Consider the following 17,391-nt stretch of genomic DNA (forward strand, 5'->3'; position numbering starts at 1 on the left):
TTTTATTTAGGAATGTTAACAACAGCGTTTACTAAAACCATTTAATGATTTAAAAATTACCACAAAATAATTATTGCCTTTTAAAACCAAATGGTTAAAACATCTTTTTCTAATTTTAAAAATTAAAAATCATTTCTCCCTATCAAAAAAACATAATTCCCTTATGGTTAATTAAATTGTATCTAACATTGTAACTCAAATAACCAAACTAAATTATATATATATGAAAAAAGCAAAAATTCTTTATTTACTAATTATATTTCCTATGATACTTTTTGCACAAAGCAAAGAAATCAAAGGAACTGTAGTAGATGAAAACAATAACCTGCTACCTGGCTCAAGTATTGTAGTTAAGGGAACAACTATTGGGACTTCTGCAGATTTTGATGGAAATTTTACTCTTGTAATACCCGAAAAAGCAACGACATTAATAGTTTCTTATCTAGGTTATATACCTCTAGAAGTTAAAATAACTAATGAAACTATATATAAAATTCAATTAGCTTCTGATAGAAATACTTTAGAAGAAGTTGTAGTTGTAGGATATGGAACATTGCAACGAAAAGACATTACAGGGTCTGTTTCAAAAATTAAAGAAACAACTGAAATTGCAGGACAATACACTTCGGCAAGTGCTATGTTACAGGGAAGAAGCGCCGGTGTTCAGGTATTAAATAATACTGGGTCGCCTAATGCCCCTGCAAGTGTTAGAATTAGAGGAACAAATAGTTTAAGAGGAAATAATGAACCATTATATGTTATAGATGGTGTTATTATAAGTTCTGCTGGTGAAGATGTTATAAATGCCACAAACGATGCCAATGAAGTTCAACAAACTCAAAATGGTTTAACAGGTTTAAACATGAGAGATGTTGAAAGTATGGAAATATTAAAAGATGCTTCAGCCACTGCCATTTATGGATCAAGAGGTGCTAATGGGGTTGTGCTTATTACTACAAAAAAAGGGAAAGAAGGAAAAGCCGTTTTCAATATTTATAATTCTGCAACTATTTCACAGGTTTCTAATAAAATTTCCGTTTTAGATCCCGTAAATTATGCACAATACAGAAATCAATCAGCATTAATAAATGGCAATTCTGTTAATTATCAAATAGACGGTAAAAATGTTTATTTAATACAAAATGGTGTTCCTAACGAAACTCCGTTGCGTCAAATAAACTGGCAGGATGATATTTACAAATTAGGTTATTCTATGAATGCTGGTTTAAATTTAAGCGGAGCATCAGACAAATCAAATTATTATTTTTCAGGCGATTATAATCAACTTGAAGGAAACGTTCCAAATACATTTTTACATAATGCAAATGTTAGATTGAATTACACAACTAATGTTTCTGACAAAGTAAAAATAGACACTCGTGTTGGTTTTTATTTAAGTAGAGGGAATATGAATCAAGGCGCAAGCAGATCGGGTGGTCAAAGAAGTTTCACACGTCAGTTAGTAAGTTATAATCCTTTGATTGATGGCGAATTAGCTGATGAAGAAATTGGAGGAACCAATCCTTTTACTTTTCTAGAAGGGTTTGAAGAAAAAATTAAAGAAAAGAGACTTAATGCTTCCTTAGATTTAACATATAATATTACTGAAGGGTTAAAATATGTATTTAGAGCTGGTACAAATTACTGGAACAAATATCGTTCTCGCTGGTATGGTCCTGAAACATTTAAAGGTGCACAAACAAATGGAGATCTTTCCTTATCAACCTTAGAAAAAACAGCCTATACTTTTGATAATCTATTAATGTACAACAAAACTTTTAATAAAATACATAGATTAAATGCTACTATTGGTGTTACTTATGATGGTTCTGATGCCCACAACACGACTTACGAAGTTGGTCAGTTTCCAATTAACACCTTAGAAGACAGAGGTCCGCAATACGGAGAATTAGTTATTGCTCCATTTAGTTCTTTAGATATTAGAGATGCCATTTTATCTTATTTAGCAAGAGTAAATTATACTTTAAATAACAAATATGTGTTTAACGGTACTTTTAGGGTTGACCAATCATCAAAATTTAAAGGATCAAATAAAACTGGATTATTTCCATCATTCTCATTTGCTTGGATGGCTGCCAAAGAAAATTTCTTAAAAAACTCTAAAACAATTAATAATTTAAAAATTAGAGCAAGCTGGGGAGAAGTTGGAAATCAAGCTATTAATCCTTATCAAACATATAGTAATTATGGTCCAGAGTTGTATTCAGATGCTAATAACTCAACAATTTTAGGAGTAATTGCTTTGAATATAGGTAATGAGGACTTAACTTGGGAAACAACAACACAATTAAATTTAGGTTTAGATATTGGTCTTTTCAAAGACAGATTATCTGCATCTATTGATGTTTACCATAAACAAACTTCGGATTTATTAATCAACTTACCTACTCCTCCTTCTGTTGGTTTTCCTTTTTATTTGACAAATCAAGGAGGACTTGAAAACAAAGGATTAGATATTAGCATTGACGGATTGATAGTTGACCATGAGAACTTTAAATTTTCATTAGGTGGAAACATTTCATTTAACAAAAATAAAGTAACTGATTTGGGAACTTTACCTAAAGGAGATATTTGGATAGACGGAAAATTAGTCAATGAATCATTTTATTTAGGAAATGGTGTTTCTACGGGTAATAATTTTAAATCTCCAGCAAATATTTTTATTGAAGGACAACCTGTTGGACTTTTCTGGGGTTTTGAAACTGATGGTATATATACCAGTGATGCAGAAGCGGCACAAGGACCTTCTTATCAGGGAGCTGCAAATTTAGCTGGAGATGTAAGATTTGTTGACAAAAATGGAGATGGTAACGTAAATGATGAAGATAAAACAAACATTGGAAATCCTAATGCTGATTTTGTTTATGGTATCAATGCAAATCTTGATTTTAAAAACTTTAATATTTCTATGTTATTTAATGGATCTCAGGGAAATGATATTTTGAATGGAAATTTATTGGAAGAAAATGTTGCTGCAGGAAACAGTAATAATATTCGTCCAGAAGCGTATTTTGACGCTTGGTCTACTGAAAACCCAACAGGTGCTTATCCAAGAATTGGTTCTTTAACTTCAACTACTGTACCAACCGACAGACTTGTTGAAGATGGAAGTTATTTTAGACTAAGCAACATAACAGTTGGCTATAATATAGATTTAGATGAACAAAAATTTATTGATAATGCCAGAATTTATATTGCTGGAAACAATTTATTTACCATTACAAATTATAGTGGATATGACCCTGAAATAACCAGCTTTTTATATGACGGAACAATTATAGGTGTTGACTGGTTAAGTACTCCAAATGTATCTAGTGTATTATTAGGTGTTAATATTAAATTTTAAAGGAAACAAATTATGAAAACATTATATAAATTTTTGATATTGACTATTATAAGTTCAATTTCATTTGTAGGGTGCGATTTAGAGGAAACCCCTCCATTTTTAGCATCTGACAATATTTACACAACGGTAGAAGGTGCAAATGTGGCGCTTAATGGTGCTTATGGAAAATTGACCAATCACTTTTTCTATGCAGCAGATTACCACCATTTGACAGATTTTACAAGCGGATTTTTTACTTCAGGAAAAGCTTCTGACACAAAAGATATTGCAGCATTAAACCCATCTTCTTCTCAGAATTATGTAGAAAATTTATGGGCATTAAGTTATAGTACCATTGCAGTTACTAATGATATTATTACCAATATTTCTGAAACGAATGAAAATCCTCAAATAAGAAACGTACTAGGACAAGCCTATTTTTTAAGAGCTCACGTATATTTTAATTTAGTACGTTTATATGGAGCCGTTCCATTAAGAGTGGAAGCATCAACAGCTGATAATTTACATATGGCAAGAACTCCTGTTGATGAGGTTTACAATCAAATAATTGCTGACGCCAATAAAGCTAAAACCTTACTTTTTGATAAGTCAACTCAAACCATAGGCAGACCTTCAAATTTAGCACCAAATATGATTTTAGCTAAAGTGTATATGACTTTGGCAGGAAATAACGATAATAGCCCATACTGGCAACTTGCTTATAACGAAGCCATTCAAATGTATGGAAAATATAGTCTGGTAGGCAATTATGGAGATTTATGGAATAGCGAGAGTACTGCAAATAACAACAGTGAATCTATTTTTGAAATTCAGTTTAATGAGGAAGTACCTTCAAAATTGGTAAGACTTTTCACTCATTCCAATGCTTATTCAGGTGTAGGATGGCAACGTATTAAACCAAACCCTGAAACTATTGATGACCATATGGCAAGATACCCAGGTGATCCAAGAATAGATTTAACTTTTATATCTTCTTATATTCAAGTTAATGGTTCTACATCTAAAGTGTATCCAACAAATACTTCAAGATCAAATACAAATAATGCCTACCCATTTATTTACAAATATTGGACAAAGGATCTCACAGCGACTACTGATGCAACCAATTTCAATTATGTTCATTTTAGATATGCCGATTTATTATTAATGCTGGCTGAAATTGAAAATGAATTAAATGGTCCTGCAAACGCATACAAATATGTGAATGAAGTTTTAGCAAGAGCAAGAAATACAGGAAACTCTGTACAACCTGCCGATTGGTCTGGCCTAAGCCAAGAAGAATTTAGAAGTGCCATTATGAAAGAGTATCAATTTGAATTACTTGCAGAAGGACAAGATTGGTTTAACAACCGAAGAAGAGGATATGATTATTTTAAACAAAATATCATAGACCCTCACAATGCAAGAAATGAAAAAGCTTTTGACATTGTGTATCCTGACAATAACAAAACAATGTTAATGCCAATTCCAGGTTCTGAAATAAATGCAAATCAGCAAATTTCAGCTGCTGATCAAAACCCTGGGTACTAATTAAAAAAATAAATCAAGATGGATATAAAAAATATTAAATGGATAAAAGTTGTTTTTACATTCTTAATCATAGGAAACTTGTTTTCTTGTGTGGAAGATGCAGACAACTATAAAGATAACCCATATATACTTAACAGTGATATTGGATTGCAATACGAAAATATGAGTACCTACTCATATCAAGAACTATTGAAAAGTGAAAAACCAAGTTTTAATATCGATAAATCTCAATATGCCTTCTCTCTTTTAACAATTAAAAAAGGAGGTGCCACAATAACAACTGGTGTTTCTATATTTACAATTGATCCTGCAACTGGAGTTGTAACCATTGATAATAAAAATGCAGGTTTAACTCCTGGTGAAATATATAGCTTTGATATTGGTATTGGTAATGTAAATGGTATTATTAGAAATAATGACGCTTTCAGTTTAGAAATTTATGATACACCATTAAATTATACTATCAGCAATTCAACTTATGATGCCAAATATCTTGAAGTTGCAGATATTGCAACTGTAACTTATGTTGACACTTCAGAAAATGGAGATGTACTGTCAGATATTACTTATAGTCTAAGTAACCCTCCTGCTGGTTTTTCAATTAATAGTACAACAGGTGTAATTTCAAAAAACACAGATGCAACATCTGGTGTTCATGATATTTCTGTGACTATCAATTCAAATATAGGTCCTAAAACCTTTTCAAATGTTTTAAAAGTTACTGTAGGAGATGCTCCATCACTAACCTATGTGAAAGCTGACAATACAACTCCCTTAACAAATGTTGTTTTATCTCCCTGGACAGCTTATGCATCTTCAGCACCTCAAATGGTTGGCATGAATGCAGTTTCTTATGAAATAATATTACCAGAAACACTTACTGCTGGATCTGTAATTGCGAATAATGATGGTACTATAACTGTATTAGTAGACCAAAACTTACCAATAGGTACACATTCTTTAGGTGTTATTGCTACAAATATAGCTGGCATTAGTGCTTCATTTGACAATATTTTTACCTTAACTGTAGAAACACGTTGGGAAACAACCGATTTATTTAATGATACTTTTGACGATGATTTAACTGGTCCAATAGATCCAGGAAATACTCTATATCCTGATTTTGCAGGATATACATTAGGAACTATTAATAGCTGGAATAAAGCTATTATTGAAAAAGCAGGATCTCCTACTATTCAGGGTGTCAGAGTTCAAAACCCAGGAACTGACCATCATTATTTAGTGCGCACAGTTGATATAACTGGCGTTAAAGCCATGAAAATTTCATTTGGAGAACAATGGGGGTATAATGATAAATTTGCTACAGAGACTTATCAAAGAGCTTTGTATGCAGGTGAGTCAACTTCCGATTTAGAAAGTGGTTCGTTTAATCCTGCGAGTTGGACAGAGATAATGGGTAAAACAGATACTCGCTGGCCAGGCTCAAGTACGTGGTCTTCAAGAATACCAAATCCAATTGATAATATTGCTGTTGATTTAAGCGCTATTTCTGGTAACACTTTAAAATTAGCATGGTATATTGGTGGAGATACTGCTCAAAATGGTCAATATGCGATCGACTACTGCAACGCACAAGTTTCAGTAGCTTTTACAGCTGAAGAACAATAATATTTTTATAAGAGGCTATAGAATTAAGCTATAGCCTCTTTATCACACATAACAAATTTAATATTAATAAATATTTATAAAAATGAAACAGCTAATTTGTTTACTGATTGTTGTAACAAGTGTCTTTCAAATTCAATCACAAAATACAACAAAACCCAATATTTTGTTTATTGCTATTGATGATTTAAAACCAACTTTAGCTTGTTATGGGGATACATATGCAATTACCCCAAATATTAATAAAATAACAGAAAATGCAGCTGTTTTTCTAAACAACCATACGCAACAAGCTGTATGTGGCCCTTCAAGAGCTAGTTTAATGACAGGAAAACGCCCGGACTATACAAAGGTTAGAGACTTAAAAACCAAGATGCGCGATATCAATCCGGATATATTAACCATTCCTCAATACTTTAAAGAAAATGGTTACATTACCGCAGGAACTGGAAAAATATACGATCCAAGATGTGTAGATGAATTTAGAGATAAACCATCATGGTCTATTCCATATATTTCAGAAAATGATATTCCATATCCTGCTGAATATGGAAAACCAGTTAGTGGTTATTATCAGAATGCTGAAATCAAAAAAAAATATGCTGAACTTGAAGAGAAAGCCAAAAATGAAGGCATTAAAAACCTTAGAAGTTACGTTATTAATAATTATAAACCTCCCTTTGAAATTAGCGATGTACCAGATGAAGCTTATACTGATGGCGCAATTGCTGCACATGCATTAAAATTATTAGATGATGTTACAAATTCAGATAAACCATTTTTTTTAGCAGTTGGTTTTAAAAGACCCCATTTACCCTTTGTTGCTTCAAAAAAATATTGGGATTTATACAACAGAGATGAATTCCAACTGGCCCCCTATCAAAAAAAAGCCAAAAACGGGACAGATCTAGCTTATCATAATTCTGGTGAATTATGTAGCTATAAAGATCCATCCATTGAATATATCATTAATAAAGAAGACTTATTAGCATTAGATGATGATGTGCAAAGAACGTTAATTCATGGCTATTATGCCTGTACCAGTTTTGTAGATGTTCAAGTTGGTAAAATTATAGAAAAACTTAAAGAAAAAGGCTTAGACAAAAATACAATTATTGTAGTTTGGGGTGACCATGGCTGGCATTTGGGAGATCACAGTTTATGGAATAAGCATACCAATTTAGAACAAGCTACACGCTCACCATTTATTGTATATTCACCATTTATTAACAAACCAGTTGAGATTACTTCTCCAACCGAGTTTTTAGATATTTTCCCAACATTATGTGAAATGTCAAACTTAGCTATTCCTGAAAATTTAGATGGAAAAAGTTTGTTGCCACTACTTAATGGTGATGAAAAAAAAGTAAAAGATTTTGCCGTTAGCCAACAACCGAGAGGTAAAATAACTGGCTATAGCTTTAGATCAGAAAAATACAGATATACTGTTTGGCTTAAGGACGACAAAAAAAGTACCGATAAAATTACTTCAAATGATATTGTAGCCGAAGAGCTTTATGATTATATTAAAGATCCTTTAGAAACCGTAAATCATTTTGGAGAAGCTAAATACAAGGCAGTTCAGTCAGAGTTAATTGCATTTTCAGAAGCATTTTTTAAAGATGAATATAAGAAGAATTCAGAAAAAAAAACGCTCATAAAAACATCGGCATCAAAAAGTATTAAAGAACTAGTAAAAGAAAACTATCCTTCAAATAATGTTATTATTGGTGCTACCTTAGGTGATAAAGAATTGGGTACAAATGTTGAAAAATTATTCTTAAAGGACTTCAATTACAGTACTTCACGAAATTTTGCAAAACAAACATACATTCATCCTGAGCCTGATGTTTGGAGATGGGATAAAATTGATGAGTTTATTGCCTTTGGAAAAAAAAATAATATCGATTTACGATTTCACTCACCTATAAGTCCACAAGCTTCAAAATGGGCAATGACTGATTCTAGAACAGCCAAAGAATTAGAAAAAAACATGACCGAATTTATGACTGCCTTATGCAAAAAAATAAACAATGTTGCCACTATAAAATGGATGGATGTGGTAAACGAAACTGTTGAACGAAATGGAGAGTGGTTTAAAGATAAACCTGGTGTGAAAGAATGGGAAAATCCATGGGTGAAAATTGGATATAACAAAGATAGCATTCCATTATATATTTTAAAAGCCTTTGAAATTTCAAATAAATATGCTCCAAATATTAGTCAGGTTTATAACCAACATGGAGGTATGGAACCTGTGATGTGGGAGAAGGTGAAAAAAACAATTTTATACCTAAAGGATAAAGGCTACAAAATTGACGGTCTAGGTTGGCAGGGACATTTAAAAGAAAATTCAAGAGTCGTTGATGATCCTAAAAACTTAAAATACCTATCTGAATTAATTGATTGGGCTCATGCAAATAATCTTGATTTTCATATCACCGAATTTGATTATCACTTAAAACCAGGTGAAAACACTCCTGAGAACTATCTAAAACAAGCCGACGCCTACACAAAAATACTCGCTGTGTTATTAGAAAAAAGCAAAACGGGTCTCGTAACTTTTAACACTTGGGGAATTACAGATTTAGATGACGGAAAAAATACACACAGATTTATTTATGATGAAAATTTGAAGCCAAAACCTGCCTATTTTGCCATAAAAGATGAATTAATAAAATGTAAAGAATAAACTAATTTTTAAAACTTGATAAATGAAAATTAAAAAACACACACTAATCTATTTGGGTTTACTTTTCATTACGTTAGCCGCTTGCAATCAAAAAAAAGAAACTTCAACTTCAAATAGCGATGCTCTCTACTTGGATGCTTCTCAATCTGTTGAAAAAAGAGTAGCCGATCTAATGGAAAGAATGACTTTGGAAGAAAAGGTCTATCAAATGAATCAATTCGTTGGTTTAGATCATATGAGAAAAGCTGAAAAAGATTTAACGGTAGAAGAATTACATAGTAATGATGCACAAGGGTTTTATAAAGGTTTATTTAGTGATGATGTAGCGCAAATGTGCGCAGAGGGTAAAATTGGTTCTTTTTTACATGTATTAACAGCTGAGGAAGCCAATCTTTTGCAAGAACTTACCTTAAAATCCAGATTAAAAATACCAGTATTAATTGGTATAGATGCTATTCACGGAAATGCATTAGTTTCAGGAACTACTGTCTACCCATCACCAATAACATTGGCAGCAACTTGGAATGATGACTTTTCATACTTAGTAGGGAAACAAACAGCTAAAGAAATGCGTGCCACAGGAAGCCACTGGGCATTTTCACCAAATATTGACGTTTTAAGGGACCCTCGCTGGGGAAGAGTTGGAGAAACTTTTGGAGAAGATCCATATATGGTTGGAAATATGGGAGCAGCTATGATAAATGGTTTTCAGCAAAATGATTTTACAGGTTTTGATAAAGTAATTGCCTGTGCAAAACATATGATTGCAGGTAGTGAACCAGCTAATGGATTAAATGCCTCACCTATGGATGTATCACTTAGAACATTAAAGGAAGTTTACTTACCTCCATATAAAAAAGCAATTGACGCAGGGGTTTATTCTATTATGGCAGCCCACAATGAACTTAACGGTATTCCTTGCCATATGAATAAATGGTTAATGACAGATGTTTTTAGAAATGAATGGGGATTTAAAGGTTTCTATGTTAGTGACTGGATGGACATTGAACGTATTGAAACAGTACATCATGTCGCTCATGATTTAAAAGAAGCTTCTTATCTGTCGGTTGATGCGGGTATGGACATGCATATGCACGGGGTTGATTTTCCTGAAGCAATAATTGAATTAGTAAAAGAAGGAACGCTTCCTATTGAAAGAGTAGATGATGCCTGTTCAAAAATCCTGACAGCTAAATTTAAGCTTGGCTTATTTGAAAACCGTTTTGTTGATTTGAATAAGATTAGTGAATCTGTTAATATTGATGAACATCAACAAGTAGCCCTAGAATCTGCCAGAAAAGGACTTGTTTTACTAAAAAATAACGGAATTCTTCCCCTAAAAGAAACAACTTCAAAAAAGAAAATATTGGTTACTGGTCCTAATGCAAATAATCAAGCCATTTTGGGAGATTGGCACGCAAAACAACCAGATGATAATGTAACAACAGTTTATGAGGGAATCAAAAATGTTGGAAATTCAAAAGGTTACGATGTTAGTTTTTTTGATTCAGGCGAAAGCACTAGACGAATTGAAGATGGAATCATTCCTCAAGCAATAGAGAAAGCTAAAAAAGTAGATTATGTAATTTTAGTTGTTGGCGATAATTCACAACGTTACAACTGGAAAGAAAAAACTGCAGGTGAAAACATGGGACGAGCATCATTAGATTTGCCTGGAGACCAGTTAGAGCTTATCCAAAATATTAAAAAAACAGGAACACCTATAATTGTTGTATTGGTAAATGGCCGTCCTATATCAGAACCTTGGTTACAAGACAATATTCCTGCTATTTTGGAAGCGTGGGAGCCTGGTAATTTTGGTGGACAGGCAGTTGCTGAAGCAATATTTGGAGATATAAACCCTAGTGGTAAATTACCTTTGACTGTTGCACGTTCTGTTGGGCAATTACAAATGATTTACAACCACAAACCTTCTCAATATTTTCATAAATATGCTGAAGAAAAAATAACACCTCTATATCCATTTGGCTATGGTTTAAGTTATACTAAATATGTATACGGTGAGCCAACAATATCAAAAGCCTCATTAGATAAAGCTGATGAAGAAATCAAGGTGTCAGTTACTATAACAAATAATGGCGAAATGGACGGAGAAGAAATTGCTCAACTGTATATAAGGGACGATGTGAGCAGTGCTACAAGACCTGTAAAAGAACTAAAAGGTTACCAAAGGGTATTCTTAAAAGCCGGTGAAACCAAATCTTTAGATTTCAAATTAAATGCTAAAAGCTTGGCATTTTTCGATAGAGTAATGAATTATTGTGTAGAAGCTGGAACATTTACAATTATGACTGGCCCCTCTTCTGACTCAAAAGATCTTAAAGAAATAACTCTTGAAGTTGCCAAAAGAATAAATTTAAAAAATTAATAATTATGAAATTCATTTTTAATACATATTTAAAAGCCTTTTCTGCTATAGCTTTAATAAGTTTTAGCTCTTGCTCTCAAAAAGAAGAAAAACCTGAAACACCTATAAAGCCAAATATTATTTATATCATGGCCGATGATTTAACAACACAAGCAATTAGTGCTTATGGAGGAATATATAGAGATATTGCTCCCACACCTAATATTGATAAAATAGCTCAGGAAGGTATGTTATTTCAAGATGCATTATGTACAAATGCTATTTGCGGTCCAAGTAGAGCAGCAATTTTAACTGGAAATTATAGCAATATAAACGGTTATTACAAAAATGAAAGTGGAGGGAAATTTGATAAAACGCAATGGACTTTCCCTCAAGAATTTCAAAAAAATGGTTATAGCACTAGTTTATTTGGAAAATGGCATTTAGGGACAGAACCAGTAGGATTTGACACATTTAAATATCACAATTCGGCTGGGCAACAAGGCCATTATTGGGATCCTGTATATAATGAAAATGGGGTTGATGTAAAGGAAAAAGGGTATTCAACCAATTTAAGCACCGACTTTGCATTGAATTGGTTAGAATCAAACAAATCTACCAACAAGCCATTTATGATGATATTGCAATACAAGGCACCTCATCGTCCTTGGGAACCAGACACAAAATACGAACAACTATGGGAAGATATAGAAATGCCATACCCTGCAACCTTCAATGACACCTATGAAGGTAGAGAAAAAACTGCTGGTGATACCGAAATGACAATGGAATATTTCAGTAATAGAGATATGAAATTACCAGAACCTGAAGGATTAAAAGGAAAAGAAAAAATTAAATGGGCCTTTTATGGTGCAAAACCTGGAGAAATTGTTCAACCTAAAAACATGACTGCTGAAGAAGGAAGAAAATGGAGATACCAAACTTATATTAAGGACTATTTAGCCTGTGTGAAATCTGTTGATGATAATATTGGTAGAGTATTAAACTATTTAAAAGAAAATAATCTTGAAGAAAATACTGTAATCGTATTAACTTCTGATCAAGGTTTTTACTTAGGTGATCACGGTTTTTTTGATAAAAGATTTATTTATGAAGAATCTTTAAGAATGCCATTTATGGTAAAATATCCTAATAAAGTTAAAGCCGGAAGTGTAAGTGAAGACATTATTACGAACATAGATTTTGCGCCAACTTTATTAGAATTGGCAGGTATAAAAACGACTCAAAAAATGCAGGGAACTAGTTTTGTTCCTGTGTTAGAAGGCAAAACACCTAAAGATTGGCAAGATGGGATGTATTATCATTACTATGAGTTTCCTTTCTGGCACCACGTACAACCACATTACGGAATAAGAACACAAAAATATACATTGGCTCACTTTTACTATAATATTGATGTTTGGGAATTATACGATTTAGAAAAGGATCCAAACCAATTGAATAATGTTTATAATGACCCTAATTATGCCGATATTGTTGTTGAATTGAATGCTAAATTGAAAAATTTAATGGTGAAATTTGAAGATAATAAAACTCTTGAAGACTTCAGAATAATTACTGATAAAGACTTTGGTAGCATTGTTGATAATATTAAAGATGAAGAGTCTGTTCAAGAAATTTTAACAAAAAAAGAAAATTAAAATGATTTCAAATAAAGGTATCTGTTTACTGGCCAGTGCTCTTTTTGCAATTACAAATTGTAAATCACAACAAGCAAAAAGTACCTCAGAAGAATCCTCTCCTAAAAACATACTGTTTATTGCTGTTGATGATTTAAAACCGCTGCTGAATGCATATGGAGCACATCAAATGCATACCCCTAATTTTGATAGATTAGCAGAAATGGGTGTTATTTTTGAAAATGCTGAAGTACAACAAGCCGTTTGTGGGCCATCACGAGCAAGTATTATGACCGCAATGTATCCTGACCATACAAAAGTTTGGGACTTACAAACCAATTTCAGAGAATCTGCACCCGATTTAATATCAATGCCCGAATATTTAATAACTCAAGGTTATGAAACGACAGGAACAGGCAAAATTTATCATCAAGGTTCTACCTCTGAAGGACATGATGCAAAAAGCTGGAGTATTCCATACGTTTCACCCGATTATTATGATCCAAAATATGGCGAACCAGCATTTGGCGCTTATCAAAACCCTGAAACAAAGGAAAAATATAAAACACTTGAAAAAGAAGCCTTAGATAAAGGGATCAAAAAAGAAGGTCAACAGCGCGCCTACGCTTTAAAAAAATTACGCCCAAGTACTGAATCTGCAGATGTTTCTGATGAAGCTTATAATGCTGGTTTGTATACCATTCAAACCTTAAAAAATTTAGAAACACTTCAAAAAACAGGTAAACCCTTCTTTTTGGCTGTTGGTTATCAAAAACCTCATTTACCGTTTGTAGCTCCAAAAAAATATTGGGATTTATACAAACGAGAAGATATTAAGCTTGCTGAATTTCAGGAATTGTCTGAAGGTACTCCAGATATTGCTTATCACTCTTTTGGAGAATTAAGGGCCTATACGGATATTGATAATAATTTAAAAGTTGGTGAAAAACTACCTGAAGCCAAGCAACGTGAATTAACACACGGTTATATGGCCTGCGTTTCATTTATTGATGCTCAATTGGGTGTATTATTAGATACTTTTGAAGAAAAAGACTTATTAGATAATACCATCATTGTTCTTTGGGGAGATCACGGTTACCACTTAGGTGATCATACTGAATGGAATAAGCATTCAAATTTTGAACAGGCAACTAGAACAGTTTTAATGTTCGCAGGCCCTGGAATTTCAAAAAATAGAAAAGTTGAAAACCCTGTAGAATTGGTAGATATTTTCCCTACTTTATTTGAATTGGCTGGAGTAAAAACGCCTAAAGTAGATGGTAAATCATTGGTTCCTTTAATGGATAATGATGAAAAATCAACCATAGATGTCGATTTTGCAGTTAGTCAATACAGAAGACATAAGGAAAAAATGGGTTATTCGTTGCGCACAAATCGTTATCGTTACACAGAATGGTTTGATGAAGGCTACAGATCTTATAAACCCTATGATGAAGGTGTTGTTATTGCCCGAGAATTGTATGATTACGAAGTAGACCCATTGGAATCAAAAAATTTAGTAAATGAAGCAGAATACGCTTCTATAGTTATTGAATTAAAGAGCAAATTAAAAAAACATCTTCAAAAATATAATTGACTTTAAAATTTAAATTATGAAAAAAATATTTATAATCTTTTTGTTTGTTGGATTATTTTCTAGCAATGCACAAAATAAAAGTAAACAACCAAATGTTATTTTCTTTTTAGTAGATGATTTTGGATGGATGGATACTGGTTATCAAGGAAGTTCTTTTTATGAAACACCAAATATTGACAAATTAGCACATGAAAGTATGCGTTTCAATCAAGCGTATGCAGCCCATCCGCGGTGCGTCCCATCACGTTTTGCCATGATTACAGGAAAATATCCTGCCAGAGAAGGTATGCCTGGAAAAGGTGGAAGAGATGCTGGCAATTTACAAAAATCAGAATTTGGGATTGCTAAAGCCTTCAAAGAAAAAGGTTATACCACATTTTTTACTGGTAAATGGCATTTGGCTTCAAATGAGGTATATCCTGAAGATGAAGGGTTTGATTATAATTTTGGTGGCGGTCATGCGGGTGCTCCAAAAAGCTATTTTTACCCATATAATGTTGCCAAAGGGAACAGTGGAAATGGAAAAGAAAGAAATATTGAAAATTTAGATGACGCCAAAGAAGGTGATTATTTAACCGATCATTTGACTCGTAAAACATTAGATTTTATAAAAGAAAATAAAGACAAACCATTCTTTATTTATTTATCTCATTATGGAGTACATACTCCTTTTGAAGGAAAAGATAAACTTGAAAAATATTATCAAGAAAAACTAAAAGAAAATCCTGTTCCAGATGGTCCCCAATATGCAACAGTTGGCAACACTGGTGAGACTAAAATATATCAAGACAATGCAACTTATGCTGCTATGATTCAAAGTGTTGATGAAAGTTTAGCTAAAATAGTAGCATTGTTGAAAGATCTGAACCTAGACGAAAATACCATTATTGTTTTCACTTCAGACCACGGAGGATTGTCAAACAGAGGTAATAAAAGACAATTAGCCACCTCAAACCTTCCGCTCAGAGCTGGAAAAGGGCATAATTACGAAGGAGGTATTCGCGTACCAATGTTCGTAAAATGGCCTGGTGTTACTCAAGAAAATTCAACAACTGATGCTATAGTTACTGGAACAGATTATTACCCAACATTGGTAGATATGGCAAATTTAAATCCTCACCCAGAACAATATTTAGATGGCGTGAGTTTTGCGGAAGTTTTAAAAGGAACTAACACAAAAGATAATGAAAGAACTGTTTTTTGGCATTCACCATTACCAAGACCTACCAGCACAGGCGATACTGCAAATACAACAGTAAGAAAAGGAGATTTTAAACTTTTGGATTTTTATGAAGATGGTTATGTTGAATTGTACAATATTGCCAAAGATCCTGGTGAAACAAAAAATCTGGCAGCATCAATGCCTGAAAAAACAAAAGAACTTACAAAACTGATACAAGATTGGAGAAAAGAAGTAAATGCTGTTATAAAACATTAATACTAGTGGTTTAGTTATTTCAAAAAGGCTATCAAAGCTAGTTGTAGTAGAGATAGCCTATTTGTTGTTAGTAACTAGTCATTTTAAAGAAAATCAGCCCAACTAAAAAAATATTTAAAATGTCAAAATGAAAATATTATTTCTATTTGCCCTATCAATATTTCATCTTTTAGCTTTTAGCCATAATGAAAATGGTGTTTCCACAGGCTCACAAAATGAAATTCCTATGGTACAATCTACTGCTACATATAATGTAATCTTAAAGGAAGATATCATATATGCTGAGGGACTGAGCCATGAGAGTGTCAATAGTTCTAATGCCACTATAATACCATTAAAGTTGGATATTTATGTTCCAGATAATGATTTGAAAAACAGACCTGCTTATATGTTTATCCATGGCGGAGGTTTTGCTGGAGGATCAAAACAACAAGCTCAGATTAAAAATTTAGCTAAATATTACACTTCAAGAGGCTGGGTATTTATCTCTATTGATTATAGATTAAAAAATAATAATGGTACAGTACCACAACTATGGGAAAATTACTCAACTAAAGTTCCTAAAGACAAAGTTAGTCAGTTCTTATCAATATATCCTGCTATACGCGATGCAAAGGCAGCATTAAGATATATTGTTGCCAACGCCCATACTTATAGCATCAACACAAACTATATAACAGTGGGCGGTGGTTCTGCAGGAGCAATCACTGCGATAACTCTTGGAATCTCAAATCAAGAAGATTTTAGAGATGAAATAGATACCAGCCAAGATCCAACCCTTGCTAGTACAAATTTGGAGCAATCATATCAAATAAGAACTATAATAGACCTCTGGGGGTCAAAAATTGCATTAAATGCACTTGAGGAAATTTTAGGATATCATCGATTTGATACTAATGACCCTTCATTGTTTATTGCACATGGAACTGAAGACACAGTAGTACCTTACAGTAATGCTGAAGAATTAAAATCTATTTATAAAACCAACGGAGTGCCTTTTGCCTATTATGCCTTAGAGGGAAAAAAGCATGGTGCTTGGGATGCAACAGTAAACAATAAGAAATTGGAAGAATTGGCTTTTGATTTTATTGTTCAACAACAAAATTTAATAGTAAAATAAAACTACGGGCAAC

9 protein-coding genes are annotated in these 17,391 nt (G+C 32.9%); all 9 read left to right on the forward strand.

The window, feature by feature from the left end; translation table 11 throughout:
• Positions 1–223: 223 nt before the first annotated feature.
• The 9 genes from EC396_RS17220 (at position 224) to EC396_RS17260 (ending at position 17,378) form a co-directional block, all read left to right on the forward strand.
• Complete coding sequence (locus EC396_RS17220) at positions 224–3,367, forward strand: TonB-dependent receptor (RefSeq protein WP_129368096.1); 3,144 nt, start codon at positions 224–226, stop codon at positions 3,365–3,367.
• 12 nt (positions 3,368–3,379) lie between these two features.
• The gene (locus EC396_RS17225; protein WP_129368097.1) at positions 3,380–4,897 is read left to right on the forward strand and encodes a RagB/SusD family nutrient uptake outer membrane protein; all 1,518 of its coding nucleotides are present in this window, start codon (positions 3,380–3,382) and stop codon (positions 4,895–4,897) included.
• A gap of 18 nt (positions 4,898–4,915) precedes the next feature.
• Entirely contained in the window at positions 4,916–6,526 is a 1,611-nt protein-coding gene (locus tag EC396_RS17230; protein WP_129368098.1) for a hypothetical protein, read from the forward strand.
• Between the two features lie 82 nt (positions 6,527–6,608).
• The gene (locus EC396_RS17235; protein WP_129368099.1) at positions 6,609–9,215 is read left to right on the forward strand and encodes a sulfatase-like hydrolase/transferase; all 2,607 of its coding nucleotides are present in this window, start codon (positions 6,609–6,611) and stop codon (positions 9,213–9,215) included.
• 22 nt (positions 9,216–9,237) lie between these two features.
• Complete coding sequence (locus EC396_RS17240) at positions 9,238–11,604, forward strand: glycoside hydrolase family 3 N-terminal domain-containing protein (RefSeq protein ID WP_129368100.1); 2,367 nt, start codon at positions 9,238–9,240, stop codon at positions 11,602–11,604.
• Between the two features lie 5 nt (positions 11,605–11,609).
• Complete coding sequence (locus EC396_RS17245) at positions 11,610–13,244, forward strand: sulfatase (RefSeq protein ID WP_129368101.1); 1,635 nt, start codon at positions 11,610–11,612, stop codon at positions 13,242–13,244.
• 1 nt (position 13,245) lies between these two features.
• Positions 13,246–14,820 carry a sulfatase gene (locus tag EC396_RS17250; protein ID WP_129368102.1) on the forward strand — a complete coding sequence of 525 codons (1,575 nt, stop codon included), beginning with the start codon at positions 13,246–13,248 and terminating at the stop codon, positions 14,818–14,820.
• 16 nt (positions 14,821–14,836) lie between these two features.
• Positions 14,837–16,258, forward strand: coding sequence for a sulfatase (locus EC396_RS17255; protein WP_129368103.1), 1,422 nt, complete (start codon positions 14,837–14,839; stop codon positions 16,256–16,258).
• Positions 16,259–16,385: 127 nt separating this feature from the next.
• On the forward strand, positions 16,386–17,378 hold the full coding sequence (locus EC396_RS17260; RefSeq protein ID WP_240665773.1) for an alpha/beta hydrolase: 993 nt from the start codon (positions 16,386–16,388) through the stop codon (positions 17,376–17,378).
• The last annotated feature ends 13 nt before the right edge of the window (positions 17,379–17,391 follow it).

It is taken from the genome of Lutibacter sp. HS1-25 (assembly GCF_004121075.1).
Taxonomy (GTDB): Bacteria; Bacteroidota; Bacteroidia; order Flavobacteriales; family Flavobacteriaceae; genus Lutibacter.